Annotated in this window: 16 protein-coding genes and 1 pseudogene; 3 read left to right on the forward strand and 14 right to left on the reverse strand. The window is 62.9% G+C overall.

The window, feature by feature from the left end; translation table 11 throughout:
• Nucleotides 1-124: 124 nt before the first annotated feature.
• The 8 genes and pseudogenes from MF606_RS01420 to MF606_RS01450 form a co-directional block, all read right to left on the reverse strand.
• Nucleotides 125-898 (reverse strand): DeoR/GlpR family DNA-binding transcription regulator, encoded by a 774-nt coding sequence (locus MF606_RS01420; RefSeq protein ID WP_240231702.1) that lies wholly within the window; start codon nucleotides 896-898, stop codon nucleotides 125-127.
• A gap of 53 nt (nucleotides 899-951) precedes the next feature.
• On the reverse strand, nucleotides 952-1,356 hold the full coding sequence (gene mce, locus MF606_RS01425; protein WP_240231703.1) for a methylmalonyl-CoA epimerase: 405 nt from the start codon (nucleotides 1,354-1,356) through the stop codon (nucleotides 952-954).
• Nucleotides 1,353-1,742 (reverse strand): hypothetical protein, encoded by a 390-nt coding sequence (locus tag MF606_RS01430; RefSeq protein ID WP_240231705.1) that lies wholly within the window; start codon nucleotides 1,740-1,742, stop codon nucleotides 1,353-1,355. Before MF606_RS01430 ends, mce begins: the two co-directional genes overlap by 4 nt.
• The gene (scpA, locus tag MF606_RS01435) at nucleotides 1,739-3,859 is read right to left on the reverse strand and encodes a methylmalonyl-CoA mutase (protein ID WP_240231707.1); all 2,121 of its coding nucleotides are present in this window, start codon (nucleotides 3,857-3,859) and stop codon (nucleotides 1,739-1,741) included. Before scpA ends, MF606_RS01430 begins: the two co-directional genes overlap by 4 nt.
• Nucleotides 3,859-4,380, reverse strand: coding sequence for a biotin/lipoyl-containing protein (locus MF606_RS21700; protein WP_420842270.1), 522 nt, complete (start codon nucleotides 4,378-4,380; stop codon nucleotides 3,859-3,861). Before MF606_RS21700 ends, scpA begins: the two co-directional genes overlap by 1 nt.
• A gap of 86 nt (nucleotides 4,381-4,466) precedes the next feature.
• A pseudogene (locus tag MF606_RS01440) lies at nucleotides 4,467-5,883 on the reverse strand (acetyl-CoA carboxylase biotin carboxylase subunit); the annotation flags it as partial.
• Between the two features lies 1 nt (nucleotide 5,884).
• On the reverse strand, nucleotides 5,885-6,343 hold the full coding sequence (locus MF606_RS01445) for a hypothetical protein (RefSeq protein WP_240231709.1): 459 nt from the start codon (nucleotides 6,341-6,343) through the stop codon (nucleotides 5,885-5,887).
• Nucleotides 6,344-6,353: 10 nt separating this feature from the next.
• A complete protein-coding gene (locus tag MF606_RS01450; protein ID WP_240231710.1) occupies nucleotides 6,354-7,886 on the reverse strand; it encodes an acyl-CoA carboxylase subunit beta in 1,533 nt (510 codons plus the stop codon).
• A 119-nt stretch (nucleotides 7,887-8,005) separates the two neighbouring features.
• Here MF606_RS01450 and MF606_RS01455 point away from each other — a divergent pair, with 119 nt between their 5' ends.
• Nucleotides 8,006-9,418 carry a helix-turn-helix domain-containing protein gene (locus MF606_RS01455; RefSeq protein WP_240231716.1) on the forward strand — a complete coding sequence of 471 codons (1,413 nt, stop codon included), beginning with the start codon at nucleotides 8,006-8,008 and terminating at the stop codon, nucleotides 9,416-9,418.
• A 41-nt stretch (nucleotides 9,419-9,459) separates the two neighbouring features.
• Here the strand turns inward: MF606_RS01455 and MF606_RS01460 are convergent, their stop codons facing one another.
• The 5 genes from MF606_RS01460 to MF606_RS01480 form a co-directional block, all read right to left on the reverse strand.
• A complete protein-coding gene (locus MF606_RS01460; RefSeq protein WP_240231717.1) occupies nucleotides 9,460-9,729 on the reverse strand; it encodes a YiaA/YiaB family inner membrane protein in 270 nt (89 codons plus the stop codon).
• Nucleotides 9,730-9,767: 38 nt separating this feature from the next.
• The gene (locus MF606_RS01465; protein ID WP_240231718.1) at nucleotides 9,768-10,463 is read right to left on the reverse strand and encodes a PspA/IM30 family protein; all 696 of its coding nucleotides are present in this window, start codon (nucleotides 10,461-10,463) and stop codon (nucleotides 9,768-9,770) included.
• 352 nt (nucleotides 10,464-10,815) lie between these two features.
• On the reverse strand, nucleotides 10,816-11,415 hold the full coding sequence (locus tag MF606_RS01470) for a TetR/AcrR family transcriptional regulator (RefSeq protein ID WP_240231720.1): 600 nt from the start codon (nucleotides 11,413-11,415) through the stop codon (nucleotides 10,816-10,818).
• A gap of 57 nt (nucleotides 11,416-11,472) precedes the next feature.
• Nucleotides 11,473-12,027 carry a gamma carbonic anhydrase family protein gene (locus MF606_RS01475; protein WP_240231721.1) on the reverse strand — a complete coding sequence of 185 codons (555 nt, stop codon included), beginning with the start codon at nucleotides 12,025-12,027 and terminating at the stop codon, nucleotides 11,473-11,475.
• Nucleotides 12,028-12,128: 101 nt separating this feature from the next.
• Nucleotides 12,129-13,622, reverse strand: a complete 1,494-nt coding sequence (locus tag MF606_RS01480; protein WP_240231723.1) for a protein adenylyltransferase SelO — start codon at nucleotides 13,620-13,622, stop codon at nucleotides 12,129-12,131.
• A 79-nt stretch (nucleotides 13,623-13,701) separates the two neighbouring features.
• Here MF606_RS01480 and MF606_RS01485 point away from each other — a divergent pair, with 79 nt between their 5' ends.
• Nucleotides 13,702-14,382, forward strand: coding sequence for an HAD family hydrolase (locus tag MF606_RS01485; protein ID WP_240231726.1), 681 nt, complete (start codon nucleotides 13,702-13,704; stop codon nucleotides 14,380-14,382).
• A gap of 373 nt (nucleotides 14,383-14,755) precedes the next feature.
• Complete coding sequence (locus tag MF606_RS01490; RefSeq protein ID WP_240231728.1) at nucleotides 14,756-15,658, forward strand: cell wall hydrolase; 903 nt, start codon at nucleotides 14,756-14,758, stop codon at nucleotides 15,656-15,658.
• Between the two features lie 547 nt (nucleotides 15,659-16,205).
• On the opposite strand, the gene pckA is transcribed toward MF606_RS01490, so the two are convergent.
• Entirely contained in the window at nucleotides 16,206-17,798 is a 1,593-nt protein-coding gene (gene pckA, locus MF606_RS01495; protein ID WP_240231730.1) for a phosphoenolpyruvate carboxykinase (ATP), read from the reverse strand.
• Nucleotides 17,799-17,804: the final 6 nt, after the last annotated feature.

The following is a 17,804-nucleotide window of genomic DNA, read 5'->3' on the forward strand; positions in this document are numbered from 1 at the left end:
AGTTGGAAGTCACCGATCCACCAGTCTCCGCCAGCCTTCTGGCCGCGTCGCATGATCCTGGGGTTCAAGGGGTTTATGTTTGACTTAAGAACATAAGCCAGGTCGCCGCTTGGTTAGCGTCTACCTAACGAACGGCTGCCGTTTCGATCAGGCTGACACCCGCCGCTTCGCACAGGACACGGAACCGCTCCGACGGACAGAAGTCGGTAACAAAGCTGCCGAGCTGATCGACGCGAGCAATGCGCACCGGGGCCGAGCGTTTGAACTTGCCCTGATCGGCCACCAGGATCACATGCCTTGCATTGGCGATGATGGCCTGCGCCACGGTTACCTCGCGATAGTCGTAGTCGAGCAGTGCCCCATCCTCGTCGAGCGCCGAGGCGCCGATCACCGCATAATCGACCTTGAACTGGCTGAAAAAGCCCGCCGCCGCCTCGCCGACAATACCGCCATCGGATGGGCGGACGATGCCGCCGGCAATCACCACTTCAAAGCGCGGATAGACCCGCATGCGGTTGGCGACATTGATATTGTTGGTGACGACCAGCAGGCCCGAGTGATCGAGCAGCGCCTGGCTAACGGCTTCGGTCGTGGTGCCGATATTGATGAACAGCGAGGCGTCGTTGGGGATCAGCGCCGCAGCCGCCGCCCCGATGGCATCCTTGGCTTCGGCCGCAATCCGGCGCCGCGCTTCGTATTCAAGGTTTTCGACGCCGGAGGGCAGGGTGGCGCCGCCATGCAGGCGTGTCAGCAGGCGCTGATCGCAAAGCGCGTTCAAGTCCTTGCGAATGGTCTGGACCGACACACCGAAGTGGAGCGACAGCTCATCGACCATGACCCGGTTCTGCGCCCGGGCCAATTCGAGAATAGCCTGGTGCCGTTCGGTCGTGTCGCTCATGACTCGCTTTCGTTTTGCGCCAGTCTAGGGCGAAACGAAAGCGCGGGAAAGCGTCAGACCTCTTCGAGCTCGATCAGCGTGCCGTCGAAATCCTTCGGGTGCAGGAACAGCACCGGCTTGCCATGAGCGCCAGTCTTGGGCGTGCCATCGCCGAGAACGCGGGCTCCACCGGCGGTGAGCGTGGCGGAGGCGGCCAGAATGTCAGGCACCTCGAAACAGATGTGATGCATGCCGCCAGCGGGGTTCTTGGCGAGGAAGGCGGCAATGGGCGACGCCTCGCCCAGCGGTTCCAGCAGTTCAACCTTGGTATTGCCGGTCTCGATGAAGACCACGGTGACGCCGTGTTCCGGCAGGGGTTGAGGCTGGCCGACATGGGCGCCGAGCAGATCGCGGTATTTCGCCGAGGCGACCGCGAGGTCGGGTACGGCGATGGCGATGTGATTGAGGCGGCCGATCATGGGAACGTCACTTCCGCCTGCGCCGCAAGTGTTAGGAACTCGACATACCAAAGCTCGCTCGTTGTCATCCATATGTCGAAGCGGGTGACACCATTTTTGGTAATTGTATAGGCGCGCGAAATAACCGCTGGCTCCGTCGCAGCAATGCTGGTGTGGAATTTGTCCTGACCAGCACAAACAGCGAAGGCCGATACACCCGAAAAGATCAGTGTGCACGATTGCTCAGCTAGCCCGTCCTTACCCGTGAGGTTCCAGCTAATGTCGCCGAGTTCAATTTCCAGGCGGTGGCTTTCTACATCGTACGATACAGCAATGACGTCGGCATCGTGCAGATCGGCAAGATTCTGCAGGAATTTCGCCGGATCTTGGATTGCAGTAACCATCATCGATTGCTCAGCCTTCCTTCGATTTGGCTCAGCACCGAGAATGCAGCGCTCAACACATTGGTGCCAGGCCCAAAAATGCCGGCGACGCCGGCGTCGAACAGGAAGTCGTAATCCTGTTCGGGGATGACGCCGCCGACGATGACGGTGACGTCGCCCAGTTCACGGTCGCGCAGCGCTTCGATCAGTTCCGGTACCAGCGTCTTGTGGCCGGCGGCGAGCGATGAGACGCCGACGGCATCCACCTTGAGGTCGTCGACATGGGCGGCGACTTCCGGCGCGGTCTCGAACAGGTCGCCCATATGGACGACAAAACCCAGATCGGCAAAGGCTGACGCGATGACCTTGGCACCGCGATCGTGGCCGTCCTGGCCCATCTTGGCGATGAAGATGGAGGGCGCGCGACCGCGCGCGGCCTTGAACGCATCGATACGGCCGACAATCGAGGAAAATTCCGGATCGTCGCCATAGCCGCCGGCATAGACGCCGGAGATGACGCGGGTGATGGCCGAGTGGCGGCCGAACACGTCTTCCATGGCCGAGGAGATTTCGCCTAGCGTGGCGCGGGCGCGGGCGGCTTCTATGGCGGCTTCGAGCAGGTTGCCTTCATCCTTGGCGGCGAATTCGCGCAAACCCGCCAGCATCTGCTGGCACTTGACCTCATCGCGGCTGGTGCGAATGCGCTGCAACAGGGCAATCTGCTCGGCCCGCACCTTGGCGTTGTCGATCTCGCGCACATCGATGGCGTCCTCGACGTCGAGCCGGTATCGGTTGACCCCGACAATCACGTCTTCGCCACGATCGACCCGGGCCTGCCGCAGGGCAGCGGCCTTTTCGATATCGAGCTTGGGGCCGCCGGACTGCACCGCCTTGGTCATACCGCCCTGCGCCTCGGCCTCGCCGATCAGCTTTTTGGCCTCCTCGACCAATTGGCTGGTCAGCGCCTCGACATAGTAGGAGCCGCCGAGGGGATCGACGACGTCGGTGATGCGCGATTCATGCTGCAGGATGAGCTGGGTATTGCGGGCGATGCGGCTGGAAAATTCGGTCGGCAGGGCGATAGCCTCGTCGAACGAATTGGTATGCAGCGACTGGGTGCCGCCCAAAGTCGCTGCCAGCGCCTCGATGGTGGTGCGCACGATATTGTTGTGCGGGTCCTGCTCTGTCAGCGAAACGCCCGAGGTCTGGCAATGGGTACGCAGCATCTTGGAGCGCGCGTCCTTTGCCCCCAGCCCGGTCATGATTTCGCTCCACAACTGACGGGCAGCGCGGAGCTTGGCGACTTCGAGGAAGAAGTTCATGCCGATGCCGAAGAAGAAGCTCAACCGGCCGGCAAAGGCATCGATATCGAGGCCCCGGGCTTGGGCGGCGCGGACATATTCCATGCCATCAGCCAGCGTATAGGCCAGCTCCTGCACGGCGGTCGCCCCGGCCTCGTGCATGTGATAGCCCGAAATCGAGATCGAGTTGAACTTGGGCATGTGCCGCGCCGTGTGGGCGATGATGTCGCCGACGATCCGCATACTGGGCTCGGGCGGATAGATATAGGTATTGCGGACCATGAACTCCTTGAGAATGTCGTTCTGGATCGTCCCCTCGAGCTGACCCTGGCTCACCCCCTGCTCTTCCGCCGCGACGATGAACATCGCCAGTACGGGGATCACCGCCCCGTTCATGGTCATGCTCACACTCATCTGATCGAGCGGAATGCCGTCGAACAGGATCTTCATGTCCTCGACGCTGTCGATCGCCACGCCCGCCTTGCCGACATCGCCGATCACCCGCGGATGGTCTGAGTCATACCCCCGATGAGTGGCCAGATCGAAGGCCACCGACAGCCCCTTCTGCCCCTTCTCCAGCGCCTGGCGATAGAAGGCATTACTCTCCCGCGCCGTCGAAAACCCAGCATATTGCCTTATGGTCCAGGGCCGATTGGCATACATCGTCGCTCGCACGCCCCGGGTGAACGGCTCGGCCCCCGGGATTTCGGCATCGTCACCGAAATAGACGGGCTGGACGGGGATGCCGCCATAGTCGCGATCGAGGGACGACAATGGGACGTCGCGCAGTTCCTTCTGGGCGAGAGCGGCCCAATGGGCGAAGTTCGGCTTGTCGCTCATCACACCGCCTCGAACTCGACCATGACCTGGTCCACCGCCAGCACGGCACCGGCCGACACATGCACCTTGCTCACCCGCGCCCGCTTCTGCGCCTTGAGCACGTTTTCCATCTTCATCGCCTCGACCACGGCCAGCACCTGCCCGTCCTCGACGATCTCGCCCTCAACCACGTCCACCCGCACCACCTGCCCCGGCATCGGGCACAGCAGGAACCGGCTCATGTCCGGCGGCACCTTGACCGGCATCAGCGGCAGCAGGTCAGCGACATGCGGCTGCAGTACCATCACTTTGAAATCTGCACCGCCATGCCTGATTCGGTATCCGCTGGCCGTCTTTTCGACCTTGAGAACAAATCTACGGCCCGGCCTATCCGCCCACGTGAGCGTGGCCAGTCGCATCGTTTCGCTCCAGGTGACCATCGCTGAGAGTGCAGGCTGGTTCTTGTCAGTGCGACTGACCTGCCATCGGCGATTCACGGCTAAATACTCGACAACAAGATCGAAGCGATCACCGGCCAGCACGATCGCCAGCGCAAAATAGGTTTGCGGGCCCCTAAACCATCTATCCTCCGGCGCGATCTGATTAAGCTGCTTTTGGCCGTACAAAAGCGCGGCTGCGGCCGCGACACGCTCGATCTCGGTTGCGTTCAGCGTTGCACCTTGGAACCCCTCCGGAAATTCCTCGGCAATGTAACCCGTCGTCAGCTGCCCCTCGCGGAACCGCTCCTGGTCCATCACCGTCGACAGGAACGGCAGGTTATTGCCTACCCCTTCGACCTCAAAGCTGTCCAGCGCCGTTGCCATGGCGTCGATCGCCTCGAGCCGCGTCGACGCCCAGGTGCAGAGCTTGGCGATCATCGGATCGTAGAAGGTGGAAATCTCCCCGCCCTCGAACACCCCGGTATCGTTGCGCACCGCCATATCAGGGCTGGCGAATTCCTCCGGCGGACGATAGCGCGTCAGCCGCCCGGTCGAGGGCAGAAAATTGCGATAGGGGTCCTCGGCATAAAGCCGGCTCTCCATCGCCCAGCCGTTGAGCTGCACCTCGTCCTGCGTCAGCGGCAGCGCCTCGCCATTGGCCACGCGGATCATCAGCTCCACCAGGTCGAGCCCGGTGATCAGCTCGGTCACCGGATGCTCCACCTGTAGCCGCGTGTTCATTTCGAGGAAATAGAAGTTCCGCTCGCCATCGACGATGAACTCCACCGTGCCCGCGCTGGTGTAACCCACCGCCTTGGCCAGCGCGACCGCCTGTTCGCCCATCGCCCGCCGCGTCGCCGCGTCGAGAAATGGCGAGGGCGCCTCCTCGATGACCTTCTGGTTGCGGCGCTGAATCGAGCATTCGCGCTCGTTGAGATAGAGCACGTTGCCGTGTTGGTCGCCGATGAGCTGGATTTCGATATGGCGCGGCTCGGTGACGAATTTTTCGATGAAGATGCGATCATCGCCGAACGACGACGCGGCCTCGGACTTGGAGCGTTCGAAACCCTCGCGTGCCTCGGCATCATTGTGGGCAATGCGCATGCCCTTGCCGCCACCGCCGGCCGAGGCCTTGATCATGACCGGATAGCCGATGGACTTTGAGATCGTGACGGCGTGCTCGGCGTCGTCGATCAGGCCCATATGGCCGGGCACGGTCGAGACCCCCGCTTCAGCCGCCAGTTTCTTGGACGTGATCTTGTCGCCCATCGCCTTGATGGCTTTCACCGGCGGCCCGACAAAGATGATCCCGGCTGCTTCCAGCGCCTCGGCAAATTTCGGGTTTTCCGACAGGAAGCCATAGCCGGGATGGACGGCCTGCGCGCCGGTCTGCTGGCAGGCGGCGATGATCTTGTCGATCTGGAGGTACGAGTCCTTGGCCGATGAGGGCCCGATATGGACTGCCTCGTCGGCCATGCGCACATGCAGGGCCTCACGATCGGCATCGGAATAGACCGCTACGGTAGCAATGCCCATGCGCTTGGCCGTCTTGATGACACGGCAGGCGATTTCGCCGCGGTTGGCGATGAGGAGTTTGGTGATCATATCAAAACACAATCAAAAGGAACGCTGCTGTGCTTGCGACAACCGACACAGCAACAGAATTGATGACAATTCGTTCGCGCGATTTGAAAAGAGGCTGGGCCGCCAACTTGACAATCTTGGCGTTGACCAGCTCTCTCCGGTCTTGGTCTTTGGCCTTTACAGCTGCCATAAGAGCCGCCGAAAGGTCGTGATATTTGGTCTCGATCCTGAGGTTCCAGAAGCCAAGCAGCAGTGATGCAAGACCTGCAACAAGACCAGCAGCGACACCTAGCTTCTCTACGGTGGAAAAAATGTCCGGCTTGTCGATCACCGTACCCACGAAGTTGACGAGTAAAAATAGTAGGGCCGCTGTGCCAGCTATCATTTGCTTGGCGGTAGAAATTCGTCCGGCACCGAAGCTCTCTAGATAGGCCATGATCGGCGCAAGATCGTATCGAGAGACGTCTTTTTCGTCGGCCATGCTCACCCCCTCACAGCGGAATGTTGTCGTGCTTCTTCTTGGGCATGGCGTGCTGCTTGTGCCGCAGCGTCGAGAACGCCCGGATCACCCGCCGTCGCGTGCCGTGCGGCATGATCACGTCGTCGATGAAGCCGCGTTCGGCTGCCACGAATGGGTTGGCGAACCGTGCCTCGTAGTCCGCCGTGCGCTGGGCGATCTTGTCCTTGTCACCCAGTTCCGAGCGATAGAGGATTTCCGTTGCGCCCTTGGCGCCCATCACGGCGATTTCGGCGGAGGGCCAAGCGTAGTTCACGTCGGCCTTGATGTGTTTGCTCGCCATCACGTCGTAGGCGCCGCCATAGGCTTTGCGGGTGATGACGGTGACCAGCGGCACGGTGGCTTCCGCATAGGCGAAGAGGAGCTTCGCGCCATGCTTGATGATGCCGCCATATTCCTGCGCCACGCCAGGCAGGAAGCCGGGCACGTCGACAAAGGTCAGGATGGGGATTTCAAAGCTGTCGCAGAAGCGGATGAAGCGAGCGGCTTTCTTGGAGGCGTTGATATCGAGGCACCCGGCCAGCACCAAAGGCTGGTTGGCGACGACGCCGACGGGATGACCGTCAAGACGGATGAAGCCACATAGGATATTGCCGGCGTGATCCTTCTGGATTTCGAGGAAGTCACCCTCGTCGGCGACCTTCTCGATCACCTCGCGCATGTCATAGGGCTTGTTGGCGCTGTCGGGGATGATGGTGTCGAGGCTGGCATCGCCGCGGTCGATCGGATCGTGGCTGGGCAGGCGCGGCGGCTTCTGACCGGCGGCGAGGGGCAGGAAGCCGAACAGGCGCCGGACTTCGAGCAGGGTCTCGATATCGTTGTCGAAGGCGGCGTCGGCCACCGAGGAAATCTTGGTGTGGGTCGAGGCGCCGCCGAGTTCTTCCTGCGTAACCGTCTCATTCGTAACGGTTTTCACGACGTCAGGTCCGGTCACGAACATGTAGCTGGTGTCTTTGACCATGTAGATGAAGTCGGTCATGGCGGGGGAATAGACCGCGCCACCGGCGCAGGGGCCCATGATGACCGAGATCTGCGGCACCGCGCCGGACGCCTGCACATTGCGCCAGAATACGTCGGCATAGCCGCCCAGCGAGGCTACACCCTCTTGGATGCGCGCGCCGCCGGAATCATTGAGGCCGATGACAGGCGCACCGTTCTGCAGCGCCAGGTCCATGATTTTGCATATTTTTTTGGCGTGGGTCTCGCTGAGCGAGCCGCCGAAGACCGTGAAATCCTGGCTGAATACATAGACCAGCCGTCCCTCGATCGTGCCCCAACCGGTAACGACGCCGTCGCCGGGAATAATGGTCTCGGCCATGCCGAAATCCACCGCCCGGTGGGTGACGAACATGTCGTATTCTTCAAAGCTGCCCGGATCGAGCAGCACATCGAGACGTTCGCGCGCGGTGAGCTTGCCCTTGCCATGCTGGGTATCGATGCGCCGCTGCCCGCCGCCAAGCCGAGCTTGCGCGCGCTTTTCTTCCAGCATGCTGATGATTTTCTGCATGCACACCTCCGGTTTGCTGCGGTCAGACTAGCGCCTTGCCCACAATTGCCCAAGACGGCAAAGAGCGCGGCTGTTACAATCACACAAACTCAAACCTGTGATATTGTGGAGTTGTGAATATGGCGGCGCGCAAGATCTTTGCCGGTGCCCGTTTGCGGGCGCTGCGCAACCAGCACAAGCTGACCCAGGGCGAGCTGGCGGCGCGGCTTGATATTTCCGCCTCTTACGTCAACCAGCTCGAATCCAACCAGCGGCCACTGACCGCCTCGGTGATGCTGGCGCTGGCCGATGGCTTCAACCTCGACCTCAGCGAGTTGATGACCGATGCCTCCGACCGGCTGGTGGCTGATCTGCGCGAGGCGTTGGCCGACCCGGTCTTCGGCGAAGGGGTGCTCAACCTGCAGGAGCTCAAGACCGTGGCGTCCAACGCGCCTGACATGGCGCGGGCCATGCTGCAGCTCTACGAGAGCTACCGCAAAAGCAATGAGCGGCTGGCCAGCGTCGATGCCGTGCTGACGCGCGATCCGCAGGCGGGCATGCAGACGGCCTATGAGGAAGTGCGCGACTTCTTCCACTATGCCGACAACTATATCGATCCGCTCGATCGCGCGGCCGAGGCCCTGGCGGGCGAGCTGGGGGAGTTCGGTCAGGATCGGCTGGCGCGGTTGATCGCCTATTGCGGCGAGGCGCATGACCTGCGGGTGGTGCTGACCGCGCCGACGCGACCTGATCTCATCAAGGATTACGACCGCTCGACACGGACGCTCGCCATCAATGCGCGGCTGGAGCCGGCGACGCAATTTTTCCAGATCGCCGGGCATCTGGCCGGCATGGAACAGACAACGCTGCTGGGACAGCTTCTAGACGCGGCCAGTTTCAAGACCGCCGAGGCTCGCTCGATCGCGCGCATGGGGCTGAGCAATTATTTCGCTGGCGCGCTGCAAATGCCCTACGGCGCCTTTCTCAAGGCGGCAGAGGCGCATCGCTATGATATCGAGGAGCTTGGGCACCTGTTCGGCGCCAGTCTCGAACAGGTCGCCCATCGCCTCTCCACCATGCAGCGGCCGCGGGAGCGCGGCGTGCCGTTCTTTTTCGCACGGGTGGATGCGGCAGGGACAATTACCAAGCGGCACTCGGCGACGGCATTGCAATTTGCCCGCTTCGGCGGCGCCTGCCCGCTGTGGAACGTGCACCGGGCCTTCGAAGCGCGGGGCGAGATTATCCGGCAACTGGCCGAGACGCCTGACGGCAATCGCTATTTGTGCCTGGCCTGGTCGGTCGAGAAGCGCAGCGGCGGCTATCACGGCACAACGCGGCGCTATGCCTATGCCCTGGGTTGCGAAATCAGCCACGCCAACCGCACGGTTTATGGCAACGATATCGACGTCGCCCGCGCCAGCTTCAACCCTATCGGCATCTCTTGCCGCATCTGCGAGCGCCGGGCCTGCCCGCAACGCTCGGTGCCGCCGCTAGCAGCAACGATCAGCGTCCCTGCCGATCGGCGCTCCATTGTGCCCTACGAAATAGGTTAGCCCCGCGCTCAGAGCGCGGGGCCGTGTCATCAGGCGGGAGGTCAGGCAGCGCCGACGACATAGTCCTTGATGAGCTTTTCGTTCTTGGCATTTTCAAGGCGGGTCAGCGCCTCGCGGGCCTGCCGGTCGTCCATGCGGTACTTGACCAGGTTGACCAGGCTGCCGCCGAGCCAGAGCACACCCATGCCCCAATAGCCCTTGGTCGAGAGGTCGACCGGCGCCAGCCACAGCGAGATGCAGAGCAGGGCGACGGCGGCGATGACGGAAGCGGCGTTGAAGACGACGTAAGTGCTGTTGGTATTGTCGTTCATTTCAAAATCTCCAGTGTGAGGGTGCGTTTCAGTCGGGTCTATTCGTTGGTCTTGGGCGCTTGGGCGGCCTTGAGGCGGGCGAGGATGTCGCCGCCGGTGACGCGGGTGCGGTCGCCATAGCCGGCCTGGGCCAGCCGGTCGCGGACCGAGGCGCCGTTGAGGCCGGCGTCGATTTCGTCGAGCACGTCGCTCTCTTCGAGCGGATCGTCCTGGTTCATCACCCGCTTGATCAGCGCCTCGGCATCCTGCATGGCGGTGCTGTTGCCGATCGAGCGATTGAGGCTGCGCTGGGCGCGGCGCTCGGCATCGATGGCCCGGGCGCTGATCATGCCCTGGCGCAGATCGATCAGCCGGCGATTGGCCTTGGCGACGGAGGCCTGGGTGCGCACGACGCGCTGAACCAATTGGGCACAGGTGGCCTGGCGAACGGCGCGCTCATTGGTCAATTCGGCGATGGCGGCGGCAGCTTCCGCCGCCAGTTCGTCCTGCCCATCGGCAAGGGCCAGGCTGGTGCGGCGTTCGAGATCGCCGATTTCCTGGTCGAGGCGGGCGACGTGCCGCTCTTCGTTGCGCTGGCGGATGATGAGGCTCGCCAGCGTATTCTTGGCGCCGCCGAGACCTGCATGGGCCTCGCGGACCTTCTGCTCGATGAGGTCGATGGCGAAGTGGTCGGTCAGCGCCTCATCGGCCCGGGCGCTGGCGCCGGTCATCAGGGTCTTGAGTACGTTAAACATCGGGATCGTCTCCTCGACAGCGTTATTGAACGCCGTTCACAATCTCGTTGTAGCAGGTTCTGAACGACGTTCAATAGAAAAAATGAACGGCGTTTAAAATAGTTGTCAGGCGATGGCCTGATGCCATATCTCTCGAAGGGGAGTGTTCACTTTGGGCGCTTTCGGTTCAGCCGTCCCACCCTGAATGTCATTCCAGCGCAGGCCGGAATCACGCACAGTGAATGTTGGTTCGACCTCAGGATGGATCCCGGCCTCCGCCGGGGTGACACCGCGAATATCAAGCGCCCCAAGTGAACACTGCCCAAAGGGGCGAGGAGTCGGTGGAGCCATGATTTTGGCAATGGGACCTTCGTTACCCCTGGGCAAAGGCCTTGATGTGAATATCGATGAGGTCATGGACGACGACGCCGATATCGCGATCCATCACCAGCGCCAGCCGGCCCGAATTCTGCAGCGAGGAGACGCTGTGAATACTGGCGAAGACCAGTTGCGCCGCGTGAGCGGCCTGTTGCGGGTTGGCGGTGGGCCGGATCTGCATGAAGCAGGCGGCCAGGATGCGAAGCAGGCCGGAAATGGTATCGACATACCATTGCGGCACGGCCACGCCTTCGGCGCGGCGGAATTCGAATAGCGCGTTCCAGAGGTTGGCATTGTCACGCAGGAAGCCGAGAAAGGCGTCGGCGTAACTGTGCAGCATCCGGCGCGGATCGTCGCTGCGTTCGGCTGCGGCAAAGGCCTCGCCGAGTGCCTTGAGCGTGCCGCCATTGACCGCGGTGACGATGTCGTCGAGGTCTTTGAAATGGTTATAGAGCGTGCCCGGCGTATAGCCGATCGCAGCCGACAACGCGCGCGCCGACAGTTTGTCGACGCCCTGCGTAGCGATCATCTGGCGGGCGGCCTCGATCACCAGTTCGACCAGCTCTTCCCGCGAATGATCGGCGCGCCGTGCCATGGGTAACTCCGTATTGAACGGCGTTCAGTTACGCCCCGAATGGGGCACTGGCAAGGCTCAGGCCGGATCGAAGTCGGTCGGGCGGGCGGTGACATCGACCATGCCAGCGGCAAAGCGCTGCGCGTTGCGCACGTAGCGGTCGGCTGAGGCGCGCAGTTTCTCGACGCCCTCGGCATCGATCTCTCGCACCACCTTGCCCGGCGCGCCCAGCACCATGGAATTGTCGGGGATGACTTTGTTTTCGGTGATCAAAGCGCCGGCGCCGATCAGACAGTTCCTGCCGATCCTGGCGCCGTTGAGCACTGTGGCCCCCATGCCAATCAGGGTATTGTCGCCAATGGTGCAGCCATGGACGATGGCGCCGTGGCCGATCGTGCAATTTTCGCCGATGACGAGCGGGTAATCGGTATCGGTGTGGAGGACGCAGTTCTCCTGCACATTGGTGCGGGCGCCGATGCGGATGGCTTCGATATCGCCGCGCGCCACCACGCCGAACCAGATGCCGACCTCGGCTCCGACCCAGATGTCGCCGACCAGCACGGCAGTGGGGGCGATCCAGCCGACATCGGGGTGAATGTCGGGGGCGATGCCATCGAGGGCGTAAAGGGGCATGGACGTCTCCTCATCGTATTTGTGCGCTTTATCTTCTTCACCTCTCTCTGGGGGAGAGGTCGACCCTCTTGGGTCGGGTAAGGGGGCCTTTGCCAAACACCTCACCCAGTAAAGGCCCCCTCACCGTCGGCTCCGCCGCCGACCTCTCCCCCGTAGGGGGAGGTGAAGAGGGGATCAACCCCATAGGCCTGCCGCATCTCGGCGATCTCGGCCAGTGTGGTTTGGAACAGGCTCCAGTTATCGCGATCGGCGATGGGTGCCCAGATGGCTTCGACCTCGCCGATCAGCATGGTGCGGGGTGTGTTGCGGGTGAAATAGGGGTGGGTGAGATTGACGTCGTCCGCGGGTCCGAATTGTTCGAGCGCATCGGCCACCGGGCGGAAGGCCTCCCGCGCATAGTATTCCGCCGATAGACTGCGGGCGGCGCGCTCGGCGCTGAGACTGCCACCACGCCAGTCGAAGAAGAACTGCTCATAGGGCGCCTTGCTGGTGGACAGGAAGCCGAACAGCGTCGTGACGAAGGCGCTGTCGGTTTCCACGTCCCGCGGCTTGAGGCCGAGGCGGCGCAGCATCTGGCGCGGCAGCTCGGCGCGGAATTCCGGCCAGATGGTATTGAGTGCCGGCTCCAGCTTTTCGATGCTCGACAGAGGAAGCAGGCACTCGGCCAAGCGGGTCAGGTTCCACGCGAGCGTGTCGGGTTGACGGCCAAAGCTATAGAGGCCGGTTTCGTCGAAATAGGCGGCGGTGAAGTCAGGGTCGTAGATCGGCAGGAAGCGCCACGGACCGTAGTCGAAGCTCTCACCGGTAATGTTGATATTATCCGTGTTCAGCACCCCGTGGACAAACCCAGCTGCAGTCCATTGCGCGCCGAGCCGGGCAACGTTTTTGACGACCGCTTCGAGGAAGGCGGTGGGCTTGTCAGGGGCGCTGGCCAGTTCGGGGTAATAATTGGCGATCGCATAGTCGAGCAATTGCGCCAGGCTCTCACTGTCTTCGAGATAGGCCAGACGCTGGAAGGTGCCGATGCGAATATGGCTATGGCTGAGCCGGACCAGCACCGAGGACCTGGTGGGCGATGGTTCGTCGCCGCGATGCAGCGCCTCGCCGGTTTCGATCAGCGAGAAGCTCTTGGAGGTATAGACGCCGAGCGCTTCCAGCATTTCGGTGGCCAGAACCTCGCGTACACCGCCCTTGAGCGTCAGCCGTCCATCGCCGCCGCGCGACCACGGCGTCTTGCCCGAACCCTTGGTGCCGAAATCGAGCAGGCGGCCATCGCTGTGGTCAAAGCCCTGCGCGAACAGGAAGCCTCTGCCGTCCCCGAGGTCGGCATTGTAACTGCGGAACTGGTGGCCGTGGTAGCGCAGGGCCAGAGGTTGCGGCAGCGAGCCGGGCAGGGGTTCGAACCGGCCGAAATGGGCCAACCATTGCTCGTCCGTGAGATCATCGAGCCCCATGCGATGGGCCCAGCGCTGGTCGCGATGACGCAGCACGGTTTTCGGGAAATCGGCGGGTGCGACGCGATCGTAGAAGGCATCGCCCAGCGTCTCGTGCTGGCTTGAGGGTTTGAAGCGAGTCATGGCGTCGGAGGCTAGCATAATGGCGGCCTGCGTGTGCAACCCAGCCCTTCACCATTCCGCCTAGCGAGCCGCAACAAATCGCCCTATATGGAGCGAGATGAAACCCCAGAGTGACATCCTGCGCCTCGCGCCCTTCCAAGCCGTCATCTTCGATATGGACGGCACGCTGCTCGACACCGAAAGCGTCTTCAAGACCATCGTCTACGAGGTGTGCACCGATCTCGGCTTCGAGATGACCGATGCCGTGCACAGCGCCATGGTGGGCTCCAGCCACGAGCGGACCAATCAATTGCTGGTGGAAGCCTATGGCGTCGCCTTTCCCTACACGCAATTCGACGAGCGCTGCCGCATCATGATGCGCAGCCGCAGCCATGACGTGCCGGTGAAGCGTGGCGCCTTCGAGTTTCTGGAAACGCTGCGCGATCGCAATATTCCGATGGCCGTGGCCACGTCCTCGCGTCAGCCCCATGCCCATACCCATCTCGGCGCCGCGGGCCTGCTCGACATGTTCGAGACCATCGTCACCCGTGACGATGTGATCAATCCCAAGCCGCATCCCGAGCCCTACCTGACAGCGGCAAAGCGGCTGGGGATGAACCCGCTGCAGTGCCTGGCGCTCGAAGACAGCCATGCCGGCGTCCGCGCCGCCCATGCCGCGGGCATGCAGACCGTGATGGTGCCTGACCTGGTGCATCCGAGCGACGAAATCCGGGCGCTGGGCATCGCCGTGATGGAAAGTCTCGACCACGTTCGGCTTGCCGCGTTTCCCAAGCTCTGAACGAGCCTAAATGCTGACGGATGCAGAAGCCCCGGTTGCCCGCCGGGGCTTTTTTTCCGTCTCGCAACGCATCCACAGCAAACCGCAACGGCGCGGCACAATGTCCGTAAACTTTTACCGATCACGGAAAGCCGGCCTTCACCACCATCCAACCCATTCTGTTTCCTGGGTTTTCAACCGTCTTCGTCTCGATTAACCGTACTTTAAGAAGCTAACGGCTATGGTTAACCAGCCGTAAATTTCGGCTTCCCATGACCCGCAAGCTTGGCTAGTGTGCCGGCCGGGAAGTGACGGGAAGGGTCCGCATCGACGGATCCGGACAACGAAGGCCCGCCAGATATGGCTGGACGGGCTCAGGGGCAAGGACGGGGCATTGACGCTAACCTGGCAGGCTATCGCTGTGCGTGCGGTATCGCATGCGCTCGCCCTGTGCGCGGTTGCGCTCGTGCTGTTCATCACCCTCGTTCCAGCTCACGCCGAAACTATTCGCCTTGCAGACGTGACCCCGCTGCCGGTGCCGGCCGATCTCATGGCCGTGCGCGCCCAGCCGGCGATCGGCCCGACCATTGTGCCGCTCGCCCCTGGTGAGCAGCCGCTGACCCCGGCTCTGCTAGCCAACTACGTTCAGCGCCAGCAGGCATTGCGCGCTGTCAATGTCACCGAGGAAATCACGCCCGGCGAACTCAATACCGACGTGCTGATGGGCTATATCGCACGCGGTTCGTTCGGTGGCGGCAACAGCGCCGTTTCGGCGCTTGCCAGCTTCGCTGCGCCGACGCCAGCGGCTGAGCCGGCGCTCAACACCTCCATGCTGGCCGCCTATATCGAGACCGGCTACCAGACCACGACGCAGCGTCTGGACCATGCCAATGCCGAGCGCGATTGCCTGGCGCAGGCCATCTATCACGAGGCCCGTGGCGAAAGCGCTGCCGGCCAGCTCGCTGTCGCCAATGTCATCGTCAATCGCGCGCGCTCGGGCAAGTTTCCCTCGACTCTGTGCGGCGTGATCTACCAGAATGCCGACAAGGGCTATCACCGCTGCCAGTTCACCTTTGCCTGCGACGGTCGTACCGACGCCCCCGGTGAACGCCGTGCCTGGGTTCGTTCCGCCGAGCTGGCGCAGGACGTCTATGCCGAATTCGCCACCGGCGAGGCCGTGGGTGCGGTGCCGGGTTCGGCGCTCTACTACCACACCACGGCAGTGCGCCCGAACTGGGCCAATACCTACAATGCTGTCGCCCAGATCGGCTCGCATATCTTCTACTCGCCCAACTGAGGCGGTCTTCTCCGACATCGTGACATGCCAAGGCACCGCGCTGGCCTAGCCGCGCGGTTTGCTGGTCAGTCTACGCCGCAGCAAGCGCTGCGACATGGGGGAGATCCGTCCCGGTGCCGGTCGTCCGGCGAGTTGGGCCGGGATAAAGATGGATAGATTTGGGCGGGGTGACGGCTCACACTCGATCATCACCCTCGGGCCCGACGCGAGGGCACTTTACTTACCCAACGCTCAGCAAAGTGTAGAGCCCTCGGGTCAAGCCCGAGGGTGACGGCCGGTGGGTGTGTCGGGCTTTGCCACGCCGGGTGATGCGGCGCGTCACGGACATGGATCCAGGCCTGCGCCGGGATAACATCGGGGTGGAGGGGGGGTGGCTATTTTGCCCCACCCACCGGCGCTTCCCTCGGACTTGATCCGAGGGTCTTTCGCCGCTTGTACCGTGTCGGGGTGGCCCTCGGATCAAACCCGAGGGAACGCGGAGGAGGTTGCCAAAGGTCGGGCGCGGGCCGGCCTCTAGCAGCGCAGCACCACCCTTCGCTGGCGTTGGCTACTCCGCCGCCTGCGCCAGCCTTGGCCCCGGGGCGGCATTCGCCGCGTCGCCGAACTTCTCGAAATTGGCGCGGAACAGGCCTGCCAGGTGGATGGCCTGGCGGTCGTAAGCCTCGGCGTCGGCCCAGGTGAGCCGGGGCGTCAGCAGCTTGTCGGCCACGCCGGGCACAGCGATCGGGACCTGGAAGCCGAACAACTCATCGGTGCGCATGGCGATCGTATCCAGGTCGCCATCGAGCGCTGCGGTCAGCAGGCGCCGGGTCGAGGCGATGTCGATGCGCTTGCCGACGCCATAACCACCGCCTGTCCAGCCGGTATTGATCAGCCAGGCCGAGGCGCCGCTGCTGCGCAGCTTTTCTTCCAGCATGGCGCCGTAGACCGTGGGATGCAGCGGCATGAAGGGGGCGCCGAAGCAGGCCGAGAACGTCGCCTGCGGTTCGGTAACGCCGCGCTCAGTACCGGCCACCTTGGCGGTGTAGCCCGAGAGGAAGTGGTAGACCGCCTGGTCCGGCGTCAACCGCGCAATCGGCGGCAGCACGCCGAAGGCGTCGGCAGTGAGGAACACCACGGTCTTGGGCGTACCGCCCACGCTGCCCTTGGCAATGGCCGGCAGCACGTGGATGGGGTAGGCCGCGCGCGTGTTCTCGGTCAGCGAGACGTCGTCGAAATCGGGCGTCTTGCTATTATCGAGCACGACATTTTCAAGCACGGTGCCGAAGCGTTTGGTGGCGGCGTAGATTTCGGGCTCGGCCTCGGGGCTGAGCTTGATGGTCTTGGCGTAGCAGCCGCCTTCGAGGTTGAACACGCCGTCATGGCTCCAGCCATGCTCGTCGTCGCCGATCAATGGCCGATTGGGGTCATTGCTGAGCGTGGTCTTGCCGGTGCCCGACAGACCGAAGAACAGCGCGGCCTCACCATCCTTGCCTAGATTGGCCGAGCAGTGCATGGGCAGCACGCCCTGGCGGGGCGCGTGGAAATTGAACAGCGAGAACACGCTCTTCTTGATCTCCCCAGCATAGAGCGTGCCGGCGATCACCACGATATTGCGGCTCATATCGAGCGCGATCACCGTATCGGTGCGGCTGCCATGGCGGGCCGGATCGGCCTTGAAGCGCGGCGCATGCACGATGGTGACAGGGGTCGGATTGCTGCCGGCCGCCACGCTCTCGCCGGGGCGGATCAGCAGGTTGCGGATGAACAGGGCATGCCAGGCGCTGGGCGTCAGCACGGTGACGCCATACTGGTGACGCGGATCGGCGCCGGCCAGCAGATCCTGCCGGAAGATCGACAGGCCGGCCTGGGCGGCGATGGCGTCCTCAAGCAGGGCATCGAAATGATCAGGGCTCATGGCCCCGGCATTGTCCCACCAAACGCTGTTCTCGGTGAGCCCGTCGCGGACGATGAACTTGTCCTTGGGCGAGCGGCCGGTAAAGGCGCCGGTGCGCACCGAAACCGCGCCGTCGACAGTGAGCTCGCACTCTTCGCCCTGCAGCGAGCGGGCAACCAGAACGGGCGCAATGTCGTTCAAGGACACCGAACCGGCGCTTGCGGCAATCTTGCTCCTGAGGACTTCGTGGTCGAACGCGCTCATCTCGAA

This window comes from Devosia lacusdianchii (assembly GCF_022429625.1).
Taxonomy (GTDB): Bacteria; Pseudomonadota; Alphaproteobacteria; order Rhizobiales; family Devosiaceae; genus Devosia; species Devosia lacusdianchii.